Source organism: Terriglobus sp. 2YAB30_2 (assembly GCF_052114765.1).
In the GTDB taxonomy this organism is placed as follows: Bacteria; Acidobacteriota; Terriglobia; order Terriglobales; family Acidobacteriaceae; genus Terriglobus.
The window spans coordinates 69,699-84,179 of the sequence record NZ_JBFRFJ010000015.1; the positions used below are offsets into that span (position 1 = coordinate 69,699).

14 protein-coding genes are annotated in these 14,481 nt (G+C 57.0%); all 14 read left to right on the forward strand.

Annotated features, from left to right (window positions below):
* Window positions 1-14 precede the first annotated feature (14 nt).
* The 14 genes from AB4Y89_RS19465 to AB4Y89_RS19530 all read left to right on the forward strand — a co-directional run bounded on the left by AB4Y89_RS19465 (window position 15) and on the right by AB4Y89_RS19530 (window position 14,296).
* Entirely contained in the window at window positions 15-2,729 is a 2,715-nt protein-coding gene (locus tag AB4Y89_RS19465; RefSeq protein WP_442302603.1) for an ATP-dependent Clp protease ATP-binding subunit, read from the forward strand.
* Entirely contained in the window at window positions 2,726-4,846 is a 2,121-nt protein-coding gene (locus AB4Y89_RS19470; protein WP_442302604.1) for a family 16 glycoside hydrolase, read from the forward strand. The genes AB4Y89_RS19465 and AB4Y89_RS19470 overlap by 4 nt, the downstream gene beginning before the upstream one ends.
* Entirely contained in the window at window positions 4,847-5,575 is a 729-nt protein-coding gene (locus tag AB4Y89_RS19475) for a PP2C family protein-serine/threonine phosphatase (protein WP_442302605.1), read from the forward strand. It abuts the gene before it with no gap.
* Window positions 5,575-6,447 (forward strand): N-acetylmuramidase family protein, encoded by an 873-nt coding sequence (locus AB4Y89_RS19480; RefSeq protein ID WP_442302606.1) that lies wholly within the window; start codon window positions 5,575-5,577, stop codon window positions 6,445-6,447. Before AB4Y89_RS19475 ends, AB4Y89_RS19480 begins: the two co-directional genes overlap by 1 nt.
* Window positions 6,428-7,024, forward strand: a complete 597-nt coding sequence (locus tag AB4Y89_RS19485; RefSeq protein WP_442302607.1) for a hypothetical protein — start codon at window positions 6,428-6,430, stop codon at window positions 7,022-7,024. The genes AB4Y89_RS19480 and AB4Y89_RS19485 overlap by 20 nt, the downstream gene beginning before the upstream one ends.
* A gap of 61 nt (window positions 7,025-7,085) precedes the next feature.
* The gene (locus tag AB4Y89_RS19490) at window positions 7,086-7,499 is read left to right on the forward strand and encodes a hypothetical protein (RefSeq protein WP_442302608.1); all 414 of its coding nucleotides are present in this window, start codon (window positions 7,086-7,088) and stop codon (window positions 7,497-7,499) included.
* A gap of 62 nt (window positions 7,500-7,561) precedes the next feature.
* Window positions 7,562-9,124 (forward strand): type VI secretion system Vgr family protein, encoded by a 1,563-nt coding sequence (locus AB4Y89_RS19495; protein ID WP_442302609.1) that lies wholly within the window; start codon window positions 7,562-7,564, stop codon window positions 9,122-9,124.
* Window positions 9,125-9,150: 26 nt separating this feature from the next.
* Window positions 9,151-9,894: a hypothetical protein gene (locus tag AB4Y89_RS19500; protein WP_442302610.1), complete on the forward strand. Its 744-nt coding sequence runs from the start codon at window positions 9,151-9,153 to the stop codon at window positions 9,892-9,894.
* 10 nt (window positions 9,895-9,904) lie between these two features.
* Entirely contained in the window at window positions 9,905-10,447 is a 543-nt protein-coding gene (locus AB4Y89_RS19505) for a hypothetical protein (protein ID WP_442302611.1), read from the forward strand.
* Between the two features lie 2 nt (window positions 10,448-10,449).
* Window positions 10,450-10,893 (forward strand): hypothetical protein, encoded by a 444-nt coding sequence (locus AB4Y89_RS19510; protein WP_442302612.1) that lies wholly within the window; start codon window positions 10,450-10,452, stop codon window positions 10,891-10,893.
* Between the two features lie 9 nt (window positions 10,894-10,902).
* Window positions 10,903-11,808, forward strand: coding sequence for a hypothetical protein (locus AB4Y89_RS19515; protein ID WP_442302613.1), 906 nt, complete (start codon window positions 10,903-10,905; stop codon window positions 11,806-11,808).
* Complete coding sequence (locus AB4Y89_RS19520) at window positions 11,805-12,602, forward strand: hypothetical protein (RefSeq protein ID WP_442302614.1); 798 nt, start codon at window positions 11,805-11,807, stop codon at window positions 12,600-12,602. Before AB4Y89_RS19515 ends, AB4Y89_RS19520 begins: the two co-directional genes overlap by 4 nt.
* Entirely contained in the window at window positions 12,599-12,892 is a 294-nt protein-coding gene (locus tag AB4Y89_RS19525) for a hypothetical protein (protein WP_442302615.1), read from the forward strand. The genes AB4Y89_RS19520 and AB4Y89_RS19525 overlap by 4 nt, the downstream gene beginning before the upstream one ends.
* Window positions 12,893-13,267: 375 nt before the next feature.
* On the forward strand, window positions 13,268-14,296 hold the full coding sequence (locus AB4Y89_RS19530) for an NAD-dependent epimerase/dehydratase family protein (RefSeq protein ID WP_442302616.1): 1,029 nt from the start codon (window positions 13,268-13,270) through the stop codon (window positions 14,294-14,296).
* The last annotated feature ends 185 nt before the right edge of the window (window positions 14,297-14,481 follow it).

Sequence of the window (14,481 nt, forward strand, 5' to 3'; positions counted from 1 at the left end):
GGAACGGAGGGAAGATGGCACTCGATCTAAGCAAGCTGTCCGATGAGATGGAATCCGGTCTCGCCGGTGCCCGGCTATTGGCCGAGGAGAGACGGCAAGCCCTGATTCAGCCGGAGCACCTGCTGCTTCGTCTGATCGATACGGAAGATGGCAGCCTGAAGCAGGTTCTGCTGCAGAGGCAGATCAACCTCACGCCTCTGCTCGATGCCCTGTCGCGCCGCGCTGACCAGCTCTCACAGCAGACGTTGGAGTACGGCCGCAGGCCGCTTGCCTCGCAGACATTGCGTACGTTGCTGGCGGAGTCCTTCAAGATTGCCGACAGCCATCGCCGTCCATCGGCAGAGCCAATTGATGTGCTGGAAGCAGCTCTCGCGACAGGACACAACGACCTGCGGAGCGACTTCCGTAATGCCGGCATTACGCTCGAGGATATTCGCGGAGCCGCGGCTCCCACCTCGGTCTCTACATCGGCTCAGGAAGTGGTAAACCCGCAGCCTTCCCGAAGCGATCTTGAGAGCGGCACGAAGATGCTGGATCGGTTTGGGCGTGATCTCACAGCGGCCGCAGCGGCCGGTGAACTGATGCCCGTCTTTGGCCGCGACGAAGAGGTGCGGCAACTGATCCAGACACTGCTGCGAAAGACCAAGTCGAATCCGGTTCTGGTTGGCGACCCTGGAACGGGCAAGACCGCTATCGTCGAAGCACTTGCCATCCGTATTGCCTCGCAGGATGTGCCTGAAAGCATGAAGCGCTGCCGCGTCGTTGCTCTCGATCTGATGGGACTTGTGGCCGGCGCGAAGTACCGTGGTGAATTTGAGGAGCGGATTAAAGCCGTCGTCGATGAGGTTCGCCTGCGCAAAGGCGAGATCATCCTCTTCCTCGATGAGATCCATCAGCTTGTCGGAGCCGGTGGAACTGAGGGCGGCATGGACGCAGCCAATATCCTGAAGCCCGCGCTCGCACGCGGAGAACTGCGCTGCGTGGGAGCCACCACCTTCGATGAGTACAGAGAGCGGATCGAAAAGGACGGTGCACTGGCACGGCGGTTTGAGCGGGTACAGGTCGGTGAGCCGACCGATGAGTCCATGGTCTATATCCTGCGCGGTATTCGTGAGCGCTATGCCATCTTCCATGGGGTTGACCTGACCGACGAAGCACTTCACGCCGCGATCAAACTTTCACGCCGCTACATGCGCGACCGCTTCCTGCCGGACAAGGCCATCGACGTGATCGATGCAGCCACGGCGCGGTTGCGGATGCAGTTGGAATCGCGGCCGACAGCGCTCGATCAACAGGAGCGCCTGCTGACCCGCAAACGGGCCGAACTGGAGACGCTGCGGTCGCTTCCCCGCCCTTCAGCCGCACAAAGCCGGCAGATAACAGAGCTCGAATCCGAGATCGCGGAGCTGGAACCGAAGATCGCCGCCGATGCCGATGCATGGGAGAAGCAGCGCTCAGCGCGCATTGAACTGGGGCGGACGGCACAGGCAATCGAGGAACAGCGCCGTCTGCTTGCCTCCGCGGAAGGTGCAGGCGATGTCACCAGGGCCGCTGAGATCCGCTATGGCACACTCAAATACCTGGAAGAGCAGCGGGACGATCTGGAGCAGAAGCTGCGTCTCTCACGTGAAAGCGCCAACGAAAACACATTGATCGCAGATAAGGTTCTTCCGGAACATATCGCTGAAGTTGTTGCTGAGCGTTCAGGAGTACCCGCCTCTCGCATGCTGGAGAGCGAGCGAGAACGGCTTGTACATCTGGAAGATCGCCTGGCAGAGCGGGTTTATGGTCAACCGGAAGCGATTCATGCTGTCTCTGAAGCGGCACGGCGCATGCGTACCGACCTGCAGCTCAAGCGCTCACCTGCATCTTTCCTCTTTGTAGGCCCGACAGGTGTCGGCAAGACAGAACTGGCCAAGGCACTGGCGGAGTCACTCTTCGACGATGAGAGCGCCTTGATCCGCATCGATATGGGCGAGTATAAGGACGCCTCATCGGCCGCCGGGCTGATTGGGTCACGGCCTGGCCTGGTCGGCTCAGATGAAGGTGGCTTCCTGACGGAGCAGGTACGCCGCGCTCCTTACTCCATCGTCCTCTTCGATGAGGTGGAGAAAGGACATCCCGCGATTCTCGATCTGTTGCTGGGCGTGCTTGATGAAGGCAGATTGACCGATGCGAAGGGACGCTTCTGCGACTTTACCAATGCGGTTGTGCTCTTCACCTCGAACCTGGGGGTACGAGAGTCCATGGTCGCCGGCGAGGACAATCAACTGCGCGAGAAGATCATCCTCGAGACGGTCAAAGCCAACCTGCGTCCCGAGCTCTATAACCGGATCGGACAGGTCATTCCCTTCCATCCACTGGGCATGAAGGAACTGCGACGCATTGTCGAGACACACCTCCGTAAGCTGGACAGGAAGCTGCAGGATGACAGGGAGCTGAGGCTGGAAGCGACAGACAGCGCCATCGAATTTCTCGCAGGTCTCTCCTATGACCCGGAGTACGGGGCTCGTCCGGCGGGCCGTGTGATGCAGCGTGAAGTGTTGTCGCCGCTTGCGGGGATCCTGCTTACGGAAGATGTGAGTCCAGGTTCGCGGATTCATCTGGACCTCTCTGTCGATGACGACCAGAAGACAGAGCTTCTCTTCTCGGTCGAGCATCCGGATGCGCATAACGAAGAAAGTCTCGAGGCGGCGCAATCAGAGCAGCCCGAGGAGGTATCGCAGTGAAGATCGAGGCGTTGCTGGCAGTTGGTCTACTTGGTTTGAGCACGGCGGGTTCTGCAGTGGGTCAAACACCGCTGAGCCTCTTCAACGGCACTTCGCTACTGGGCTGGAACACTCAAGGGACATGGACGACGAACGGCGGCACGCTGTCGGGAACCGGGTCCGGCGATCGGCATGCTCTCACGGCAGTTCCCTTCGCCGATATCAACCTGCAATTTGAGTACAACATCGTCACGCCGGTCGGTGCAAAGCTTCGTCTCTGGACAACCAGCGAGAACAACGGCGGTCTCACAATCGATCTCGATAACACTAATAACGCAGCCGGCGTAGGAGGTGTAGAAGATCTGGATCGCTCTTCCATCTCCATTATTCCGTCGGGATGGCATCGGGTTCAGATCGAAGCGAATCACGGTAAGCTTCGTGTCCGGATCGACGATGTCATCACTGCAAGTCCGGGCAACCTCGGTAGCCGTGCTGGATATATCGGCTTCGAGGCTAAGGGCAATGGCCAATTTCAGGTCCGTAACATCAAGGTCACTCCGCTCAACCTAGGCTCGCTTTTTGACGGTAGCGACCTGAATGGGTGGAAAAGCGTCGCGCGCGCGGCGGATGCAAAGGAAGGCATGGGACACGCCCTGCAGAAGACCTTCTCATTCGGGATGGCGGGAGGAACGACAAAATCGCATGATGCCACATGGAAGGTAGATAGCGGCCGTATTCACGGAGAGAGCGGCCCCGGCGGACTTGAGAACGGAACCATGATGGAAGATGCCATCGTACAGGTCAGCGCCGCTGTCACAGGAAATAACAAACCGGGGACAGGTTTCTCATCCATCCTGTTACGAAATACTCCCGGACAGCTCTCCGGCGGATACTCAATCGGCCTGGGACCGTTTGCGGGCACCATCGACCCGCTTGTAAAGCGCCCTCCGACAACGACAACGAAGGCGGTAGACCAAACCATCATCATCTCCGGACGTACGATTGCGGTTTGGGTTGGCGGCAACCTGACCTCAGTCTTCACCGATACCCGGGCGGAAAGCGCGAATGCAGCACAAGGTGCAAAGCTCTCTGCGGGATCCATGACGGTTGTTCTGCCGAACGCGTTAGACCACCTTGAGCTGCAGAAGATCAGCGCCATCACGCTGCCGAAGACCTTCGGCATGGCGGCCAAATCGGCTCCTCCGCCGCCGCCACCAACTCCTCCTGCTGTCACACAAGCGGCAGCAGCGGCGCCCTCCGCGGCCGAAACCATGATTCTGGCGCAACAGCAGGCGAGCGCGAAGAAAGAAGCTGACGACGAGAAGAATAAGGCCAAGGTTGCCGGCCTGATGAACCAGGCGCTTTCCACGAACGATCCGCAGCAGCAGATGTCGTACTACTCGCAGGTCGTACAGATCGACCCTTCCAATGCAGCAGCGGTGCAGGGATATAAAGAAGCGCAGACCAAACTGCAGACGACACAGACGCAACAGCAGCAACAGCAGGTGCAGGAACAGCATCAGCAGCAGGACGCGCAGAACGCAGAACAACAAAGCAGCGCCTCCTTGCTACAGGCGCAGAGCTCGTTCCTCAATGGCAATTTTGCACAAGCCTCTACGGCGCTGAGTGTTGCAGAGAGGCTTTCACCTTCGAACCCCATGGTGCGCGACCTTCGTTCGCGCATCAGTGCGGCACAGTCGCTTCGGTCCCGTCTCTTCTGGCTTGGAGGCGGAGTCGGCATCGTAGCTCTTGCGGGCATGGTGACGATGTGGATCCGCCGCCGCCGTCAGCATCGGTATGCCGTACTGGAGGTCACCCGCGGCCTCGAGTCCGGCAAGAGCTATCCGCTCGACCGCGATCTCATCCGCATTGGCGCTGTGCCGCAACATGGAAGCCAGAAGAATGACATCGTCATTCAGGATGTTGAGCATGCAATCTCCCGCTTTCACTGCGAGATTGTCCGCAAGAACGGACAGCTTTATCTCACCGATCTTCGCAGCTCGAATGGAACCCTTATCAATGGAGAACCCGTCCAGCCGGGAAGCCCGGCACTGTTGCGTCGAGGCAGCAAGGTAACCCTGGCAAATTCAGTTGAACTGCGCCTTACGACAAAGCGCCGCGCCAAGAGTGAGATGTAAATGGAGATACGTATCAGCGCAGCAGGAGCCAGCGATGTCGGACGCATCCGGCGAACGAATGAAGATGCCTTCGGTTTCGATCTGGGCCGAGGACTCTTCGTCGTCTGCGACGGCGTTGGCGGATCGCGTGCAGGCGAAGTTGCCAGCCAGTCGGCTGTCGATTGTGTTCTACGTACGTTCCCCGAAACGCTGGCGGATTCCAACGACGGGGGTAATGAGCTGCACCGGGCTATCCAGGGCGCCAACCGTTACATCTACCAGTCGTCTCTCAATGACGCCGTCTATCAGGGCATGTGCACGACTATCGTTGCGGCCCACTTCGATGGCACACGCATGTGGATCGCGCATGTCGGTGACAGCCGCGCTTACCTGCTTCGCCGGCAATCGCTCCATCGCCTGACAGAAGATCATTCCCAACTGGCGGAAAAGCTGCGGGAGGGTTTGAACCACAGCTCAAAACAGGCCATGCAGCAATGGGATTCGATGTTGACTCAGGCAGTGGGCGCTTCAGAGATCGTGATCCCAGCAGTCAGCATGGTGCGCGTCGAGCTCGGCGACTGTTTCATTTTCGCTACGGACGGTGTCAGTAAGGCGTTGCGCACCTCCGAGATGCTTGCACTGCTACTGACAACATCTTCGCCGGAACAGGCGTGTCAACAACTGGTAGGCGCAGCAAACGACGCCGGCGGACACGACAATGCCACCTGCGTCATTGTGGAGATTGACTGATGTCATTTCGTGAGGAGCTCAAAAAAGCCGTCGGACCCGGAAAGCCGAACGAAGAACAGGATGTGCGCCTGGTGCAGCGTCTGCTCGACCGGCAATCGGCACGTACTGGAATCATTGTTCCGCAGAATGGCAGCTTCGATCGTCAGACTTATACGGCGATCACTACCTTCCAGCGACGGATCATGCATATGCCGTTCGCAGATGGCATCGTAGAACCCCACAGCGCGACCTTCCAGCAGCTTGCGATGACAACAGGGCAACGGCTAATGGCCGGCGCAGCCGGAGGACTTCGACTTCCCTACCGTACAGGTGATGCGAAGCTGACGGATGACGATTACAAGGTCGCCGCGGATGAGTTGTGCTGTGAGGTGCGTGCGATCAAGGCGGTTACGTCGGTAGAAGCTCCCCGTGGAGCCTATGATGAGTTCGGCCGCCCCACGATTCTCTTCGAGCGTCACCTCTTCCATCGCTTCACGGCTGGCCGTTATGACCGGTTTGCGCCTGATATCTCCAACGCCAACCGCGGTGGGTATGGAAAATATGCGGCGCAGTATGACAAGTTGCAGCGTGCCTATCAGCTCGATGCGACAGCGGCCCTCCGGGCAGCCTCCTGGGGTGCATTTCAGATTCTCGGCGACAACTATGCTCAGGCAGGTTTCGGAACCGTAGATCTCTTTGTGACCGCTATGTGCCAGTCGATCCAACAGCAGTTACGGGCATTTGTCGCCTTCATCAAGTTCAACGCCACGCTGACGCAAGCGATTCAAAATCGCAACTGGGCGACCTTCGCCCGTATCTATAACGGTTCAGCGTATAAGGACAACCACTATGACGCCAATCTGCAGGGAGCTTATGACGCTGCGACGCCTTAGTCATCACTTCCTCATGCTCGCGACACTCAGCAGCGTTGCCTGCCACGCACAGACCGCCATGCGGAAGGCTACGCCTGTGGATGCGAACGCAGCCGCCGGCAAAGTCACGGCACCCACGTTGCCAACCGGAGCGGCAGAGCTGGAGATTGACCGCAAACAGATCATGTCGTTGTCAGTGTCTCCGGCACTCACACTTGTGCCTGTGCGTTTTTCAAAGAATGGAGACGCTGCCGGCCCGCCCTTTCATCAATGCGGTCTCGCTACGGTTAACGGCACAGGAAAGACACACCTTATCGTCACCTTTGGCACCGATTGGACCGAAGCTGAGAGCTGTGTCTCCCTCTCCGCCATCGGCACCGCAGAGAGCAAATCGAAGTATCCGGCGTTGGTGTTGATTTACCAGGCGACGACCGGACACGAGTCCTTCCCGGAACCAGTGTTGCTGAAGTGGAACTCCGCTTCCGGCATATACGAACTCGACGCAGAGCGGTCGCAATGGATTACGACACAACAACTGCCGTACACGATTCCCAATATTCGTAGGCTCCTCGCAAAAAATGCCGCGGAGCGCAAGTAGACGCAAATGGTCTCCAGATGGAGACCGTCAACATACGATTCAGCCCCGTGAGGAGATAAGCATGGCAAATCCATCGAATACGACCATCACCGTCGACGGCATTAAACTCAACGCCTTTTCGACACAGATCGGCCTGGCCACGGTTGTTGATACGAACGGGATGCCGTCGATGGGCTCTCTGAGCTGCGCGATGGACTTTTCCGCTGACATGCACGACACCGTCAACGTTCCATTCGCCACGGTGAAGAAATACTTCGATCTTGCCAATGTCCCGACAAAAGACAAGATCAAAGACGTAAAGATCGAATTCTGGAAAGACGAACATCGGCAGGACGCCATCTGCACACTCTCTTTCAAGGGCTGGATCAGCTCCTGGAACGTATCAAGCGGAGGTGGCAGTAATCACGTTCTCTCCGTCAGTATTCAACCCGCGCTAGACCAACAGAACTACCACGACCTCCAGTTGGGCAATTAAGACCGCTCGGCGTCAGAGTTCTTCTCTGCAACGCCATCTACCGAGGTCTGAGGGCACTCATCATGGCATTACCTCACATTCAAATTGGCGACAACCTGCTGCAGGATGCATTGCTCGCATCTGTCGAAATCACGCAAGAGCTTAACCAGCACTGGTGGTGCACCATTGTCTGCCGACAGACGGAAGACAAACGAATCCCAGTCGAGGACTTCCTTGGGCAGGCTGTCCAGATCAAGACGACTGACCAGGACGGCGTAGAGCACGTCAATTTCTCCGGCTTCGTGCTGGATGTCGAATTGAACTACGAGGTCTGGGGCAGCTATACCGCGCAGCTCACCGCAGTCAGTGAGAGCTATAAGCTCGACCTGACAGCGCGGAAAGAGTACTACTCTGACCAAACCTTATCGTCGATCGCAAATACCGTCTCCGGCCGCGAGGGTCTCTCCGTTTCCGTGAACGGAGGCGGGGGCAAGGGGCTGAACTACGTACAGTATGGCGAATCGGACTTCTCGTTCCTGAATCGGATTGTCGACGACTATGGATGCTGGCTCCGGCCCTCTGAAAAAGGACTCGAGGTCTTCGATTCCTTCCAGCCCGGTGGCAAAGTATTGTGGCGTGGAGAAGATGGTCTTATTGACTTTCGTGTGAAGGGCTCGCTTGCACCTGCCTCTGTCAGTGGCTCCCACTACGATCACCATGTCATGCAGTCGAATACCTTCCAAAAGATAAGTGACTCGACCGAGTTTTATCCTTCCTCGAGTAAATTGACCAGCGCGGTCCAGTCGCGCTCGCAGTCGCTTCCCTCGGCATTTGCATCACAGCGCGCGCGTGTCATGACGCTTGATGGCTATCAGGACTATCTCCGCAAAGAGAGCCAGCGTTCCATCGGCGGCAGCGTTACTGCGACCGGCCACTCTCGCAATCAACAGTTGAAGGCTGGAGATATCGTCGAAGTCGAAGGCAACATTGATGCCAAGGGCGCCTATGGTCTCGTAAAGGTCATCCATCGTTGGGAACCGCAGGGATACAGCAACTCCTTTGTCTGCACTCCATGGAAGAAGTACAGGAATCCGCAGCAGCCGGCGCTTCGTTCCTGGTATGGCGTGGTGCCGGCACGGGTGGTCGATCATAACGATCCCAAGAAGATGGGCCGCCTCAAGGTTCAGTTTTTCTGGCAGCAGGATGGCTCTACGCACTGGGCGCGCATGGTGTCACCGCATGCCGGCCCTGATCGCGGCTTCATGTTCATGCCCGAGGTCGGTGACGAGGTTGCCATCGTGTTTGAAGACGGCGACCCGGAACGTCCCGTTATTCTCGGCTCGGTCTGGAACGGCGTGCAGCAGGCTCCTCGCCTCGGCTTCTTCGGAGCAACCTCGGATATTCCAGACAACAACGTGAAGCGCATTGTTACGAAAGCCGGGAATCGGGTGCAGATGATCGATACGCCAAGCAAGGAGACGGTTGTCCTGGCGACACCCAACTCTTCTGCGCTGACCATGACCGAGAAACACGACAGCACTGGCAGGACACTGGTACACATTCATTCCGACGGCGACATTATTCTGACCGCGCCCAATGGCCGTGTGCATGTACGCAGTCAGTTCTTCTCGCGTGAGATTGGTTGATAAACAGGAACGAAAGGAGATAACAGATGGGAGTCTTTCAGGGAAATATTCCAACCTCGACCCGTTCCAACAAAGGCGGATCTGATAGCGTCGCTCCGGATTTTGGCAAGCTGAATCCCAAGGCGATGACCTCCGCTACCGCTCTGAGCGGAACAGATGCAACCGACGCCAAGCTGATCCACGGCGACCGATGGCAGCAGATCGACGGCAAACAGACGGAGAAGATCGATAAGGATCTCAAGACCGACGTCATGGAGAACGAGGAGTGGACGGTTCACGAGGACCTGAACTTCAAGGTCAATGGGAAGACAACGGACAACCGCATTGAAGACGTCAAGGAGTACTACCACGCGGAAAGCCGGTTCGAGTACTTCGGCGAGCATACCGACCAGCACCACGAACAAGATCACCAGATCAACCCGACGCACACCTTCGACATCCTTAATGTTGAAGGTGAATTCAAAAACATAGACCTGGCGATCAAAGCATCTTCCATCGAAGCGAAGGGGCTTGCGTTGGACGCTACCGTCACGAAGGGAGAGGGTTGGGTTGGAAAGGCCGAGGCTTGGGTTGCCTCAGTCGGCGCAGGTGTCTTTGTCAATGAAGCAGTAGCTGTCGACATCGGCGAAAAGGAACTCGAAGAACGCTTGAAAGGCATCGATAACAACATCGCCGGACTGAATGCCCAGGTGGGAATCACCCGCACCATTATCATGCCTGTCAGGGTTGGCATCTGCATTGCGGTGCATATCGACAGCCCGTGGGCGTAAGGAGATTCGAGTGATCGGCCAATCGGCGTTTCAGATCGTAGAACGTAGCGGCACGCGGCTGGTGATCGCGGCTCCAGGCCAATCCCTGCTTTCGGGATGGCTGGCAATCGTGATCGGCATCCTGCTTGCCACAATGTTCTACTTCACCGGTCGCTCGATGGCGCGGGTCTTTTCGGCCGAAAAGGCGCCGGCCGAGGTAGCGACACTTGTCTTCCGCTATCGCGCATTCGGACTGGGCATCACCGTGTTGGCTCTCGCTCTTTTCTGGGCAGCGTCATATACCTCCGGCTCCATCGCACTCGATCGAAGCGCGGGTACGGTTGCGATGCAATGGCGTATGTCTCTCTTTCTGCCGGTACGAACCAATACTGGCGAACTCAAAGATCTGGAAGAGGCTGTGCTCGACACCAAGCCGAACTCAGGCCGTATCCGCCTGGTGGCGCGAACCGGCAGAGATCTCGCCTATCCCATCTGGAGCCATCGCAGCGGACAGGATGAAGCCGTGCGAACGATCAATCAGTTCCTGAATGCATCGACGGAGGGCCGACAGTGATCATGCATGTTGCAGCAACGGCAACCTTCGCGGCTCTCACGATCATGACGGGCTGCAACGCAGCCGAAATGGCGATGGGCAGCACGAATCTAAAGGGCTCAAATGCCGCAGTCGGCGGCGTCAACGTCCAAGACCCCAATACGCCGTCCTCGCAGACCTGGGACCGTCACGTCGATTCGTGCCGCTACCATGCCAGCTCCCAGGAGCTATCGTTTCTGGCCGATGGAAAAGCTGTCGTCACGATGTCCCTTGCACCCAGCACCAGGAAGGTTCATCTCGAATACGATCGCAAGACCGTCGACTTCCCCGAAAACACCTGTTCCGTCTACAAAACGGACAACATTTCCCTGCAGGATGGGCGTGCGAATGGCAGAGTCTCGCTTGTCTGCAATCAGGATCATGCCGCACTCAATCTCTCAGTACGGTTCGAGCGGTGCGGCCAATAGAGCATCATCATGACGCAAGAACTTATATCCACACCCGCCCGCCGCCGTCTTACTGCTGTAAGGTCGTTGCGGCAGCTCGAGCCATTTCACCGCGCAAATGCCATCGACGATATCTCGCTCTATTGGCTGCCGGTATCCGAGTTCCCGATCAAATTCCGTCGACGGGAATGGATCCTGAAGTTCATCGCGCGGCTGGATGAAGACCTGAAACAAGAGAAGCAGACCTCAGAGAACTTTCTACTCCTGAAGTACACCCGCACGGACCTGAATGAGCGCTTCGTCAACACGATGTTTGACTACCGGCCCATGACAGGCATGCTGCTCGCGCCCAACCAGCAGCTGCCTGCGGTCCCCACGTCGATGGAGATCAAGAAGCTTACCGAGAGTCACAGCTCCGATGGCCTGCTCAATCTTGATCATCTGGTCCCCGAGTACTGCGCATGGTTTGCCGGAGAACAGCAGCCCCAGCAACGGCAGGACTTCTTCGGAGCCGGCGGCATGCTGATGTTGTGGATCGATGCCGGGCAGGAACCTGTCGGGCCAAAGATTGAGCTTCCGCGCGTCCTCGCAACCCATCCTGCCATGAAAGATACGAACTTCGATGCCATGATTCGCAAAGGGGCTCGTCTGCAGCACCCATTCCTGGCGAAGAGCCGTGAGATCTTTGCAGCCCATCTTCCGGACGGCCCCGCCAAAAAACATTCGATGTTTGTGCTGCCTCGCTTTAACAGCTCCCACTTTCTGGACGCGTCGCCGGACGACCGCCAAAGGTGGTTTGAGATTTTCTCGGCCTATTGCATCGAGAGCGAACAGGATCGGGGCATTCTGCTGGCCTTTCGCGATCCGGACTTCGACGAGCGCTTGATTGCGCTTCTGGAGGAGATCAAAAAGGATGGAGACGAGTACCCATTATGAGCACCGCGACCGCCATAACCGTTCTCGAGCTCACACCGGTAGAGTGCGCCGCACCGTTCCAGGCGTTCTGCGTCCCGAACCTCGCGTTTCCCCTCTGGGGTGAAGCACGTTCTCCCGTCGTTGACCTGGTGAAGAGGCTGCTTGCGGCGGCGGAAAAACTCGGACTCRGCACACCCGCTCTCTGGCTAGATACACAGCAACTTCACCAGGAGGGAGGAAGCAAGGTCTACGGATCTCATGCTCGTCAATGGTCGCCCGAGATGGGCTTCTGCTTTGACCCCTCAGAAGCCGCTCCACGCAAGCTGAGGTTCGACGATCTCTTGAATATGGAATACGGTACTCAGCCCCGGCTGGCCGACCGGTCGTGCATCTTCGTCTCGAACCTGCAGCAATCGCTTGCCGCGTATGAGGTCATGAGCGCCCGCGGAGTTGCCAACCTGATGTGCTTCCGCGAGGCCGACACACTTGCCGCGGCACAGCGATATATGCAGCACACCAAGCAGACGCTAAAGCGTTATATGGCAGAGGGAGAGTTCCAAAACTTCAAGTATTACTTTCCACTATTGACCTCTGGAAGCGTTGCAAAGGCTTCGGCACAACAGCTTTCGGAGTGGCTCGCGGAGGCCGATCTCTATCTCCGCGAGTCCCCGGAGACAAAGGAACTGGTCGTCGTTGGCAGCCGCTCTCTGGAACAGCTGCTTGGGACGGCTGGGTTGCGGCGCACCGGTTATGGAGAGGCAAGCCCCTGGGCTCTCCACCTTCCCCAGCAGACCGAAACAGGAGAAATGCAATGAGCCGTGAGATCAATATCACCGTCGGCAGCGATACGGCCGCAGCTCAGCTTCGACAGGACTTCGACGAACTGATCGCCCGGGTCAACGGCGACATGATGTTTCAGTCCGTACAGGCGGATGACCCCGTTAGTGTTGAGGCTGCCGTGACGAATGCGGAGCGGTCAATCGACGCCCACCTGAGAGAGTTCACCGAAAATGGGGCACTGCAGTCACTTGCGGACGAGATTAAACAACAGTTCCGGGAATCTATCGAAGCCCAGGCAAGGGCAGCGGCACAGTCCGCGCGATAAAGTAGCTTTGCCAGTGCCGGTTACGTACCGTCAATTCCTACCGGAATCCATACATCCGTTCAGCTTTCCCCGCGCTTTATCTAAAAAGTCCGGTGGATGTCGGTTTGTCGACATATCTTCGGAGGATTTTGTCGATTCAAAGCGACCGGCTATTCTAGGGAGTACACGTATACAGAGAATGGAGACGTCACCAATGGTGGATCAGGCCCGTTTGTTTCATATTCATGTCAGCCGTAATGAGTTTTCCCCAATGGGGTTGTGAACAATCTTCAGCTTCCGTATTGCTTGAGGCTGCAAGCCAAAACTACGTCTACTCTGACACTGACTGCACGAAACTGACACACTTTTTAGGCTAGGAACAGGACGACTGAGCCCATGGACGCGTTGAACAGGTCATTCGTTATTTTTGGGGGGAACGGGTTTATTGGCACCCACACAGCACTAACGCTGCTTGCTGCCGATCCCCGGAATACGATTTATTTGGTGGATATCCGCCCTCCTCGTACGGAAGGCTATGCACGTCCTATTGTGGAGGCGCTCTCTTCCGGGCGCGCTGTCTTTGTCCAGCATGACGTACGGCAGCCAATGCCCACAGATCTTCTGCCACAGGCTGAGATTGTCTTCAATTTTGCCGCGATCCACCGTGAACCCGGCCATGCGGCCCCCGAATATTTTGAAACGAATCTGTTGGGGGCCGAGCATGTCTGTGACTGGGCCACGCGAACATCCTCACGAAAGATCATCTTTACCAGCAGCATCTCGCCGTATGGCCCGTCCGAAAGCCGAAAGGATGAGCGATCCATCCCTACCCCCGAGAGCCCTTACGGAAGCTCGAAACTGGCCGCTGAAAAAATTCATCTGGCCTGGCTGGCAGGCGATAGTGCTCGAAGACTTGTCATCATGCGTCCGGGGGTCGTCTTTGGCCCAGGCGAAGGTGGCAATGTAACCCGCCTGGTTCGCAGCCTTGTGAAGGGTTACTTCGTCTACATGGGGAATCGCGATACGATCAAGGCGGGCGGCTACGTCAAGGAGCTTTGTCAGGTCATGTTGTTCGCCATGGCCTACCTGCAAGAGCATCAGCAGAGTTTTCTGTTGCTTAATTTTTCATTCGGGCCTACCCCAAAGCTCCAGGATTTTGTGCGGGCTATTCAAAAGACCGTCGGGTTGAAACGTTCTCCCCTATCGGTGCCTCGATCTCTGCTGCTTGGGGTTTCCTACCCGGTCTCCACATTGGCGTCTGCCTTTGGGATAAAAACTCCCATCAATCCGGTTCGGGTACGGAAACTATTTCGCTCCACGAATGTCTATCCCATGCGTCTGGAGGAGTTAGGATATCGATTCCGGTTTACGCTGGAAGAGGCATTTGAAGACTGGAAAAAAGATCTCCCGGAAGATTTCTCGTAAGTCCAGCTCCTGCCGGCATATTCCAGATTGGCCGATATATTCCAACGCACCGGAAACAGCGTCCTCTATCCAGCAACTTACATCGGCACCGAGCCAGCGGCAGCCATAGGCCGGAGCTGATCCCCGCTTTTGTCAAACTATCCTTTGTTCAGAAGAATCTGCGGGATTCAACATTACTGCTGTCG

Bases quoted from the DNA above. Each gene is read 5' to 3' on its own strand.
- AB4Y89_RS19490 (WP_442302608.1), top strand. From the start codon at position 7,086: ATGGCAAATCCATCGAATACGACCATCACCGTCGACGGCATTAAACTC.
- AB4Y89_RS19525 (WP_442302615.1), top strand. From the start codon at position 12,599: ATGAGCCGTGAGATCAATATCACCGTCGGCAGCGATACGGCCGCAGCT.
- AB4Y89_RS19515 (WP_442302613.1), top strand. From the start codon at position 10,903: ATGACGCAAGAACTTATATCCACACCCGCCCGCCGCCGTCTTACTGCT.
- AB4Y89_RS19480 (WP_442302606.1), top strand. From the start codon at position 5,575: ATGTCATTTCGTGAGGAGCTCAAAAAAGCCGTCGGACCCGGAAAGCCG.
- AB4Y89_RS19465 (WP_442302603.1), top strand. From the start codon at position 15: ATGGCACTCGATCTAAGCAAGCTGTCCGATGAGATGGAATCCGGTCTC.
- AB4Y89_RS19510 (WP_442302612.1), top strand. From the start codon at position 10,450: ATGCATGTTGCAGCAACGGCAACCTTCGCGGCTCTCACGATCATGACG.
- AB4Y89_RS19530 (WP_442302616.1), top strand. From the start codon at position 13,268: ATGGACGCGTTGAACAGGTCATTCGTTATTTTTGGGGGGAACGGGTTT.
- AB4Y89_RS19475 (WP_442302605.1), top strand. From the start codon at position 4,847: ATGGAGATACGTATCAGCGCAGCAGGAGCCAGCGATGTCGGACGCATC.
- AB4Y89_RS19485 (WP_442302607.1), top strand. From the start codon at position 6,428: ATGACGCTGCGACGCCTTAGTCATCACTTCCTCATGCTCGCGACACTC.
- AB4Y89_RS19495 (WP_442302609.1), top strand. From the start codon at position 7,562: ATGGCATTACCTCACATTCAAATTGGCGACAACCTGCTGCAGGATGCA.
- AB4Y89_RS19500 (WP_442302610.1), top strand. From the start codon at position 9,151: ATGGGAGTCTTTCAGGGAAATATTCCAACCTCGACCCGTTCCAACAAA.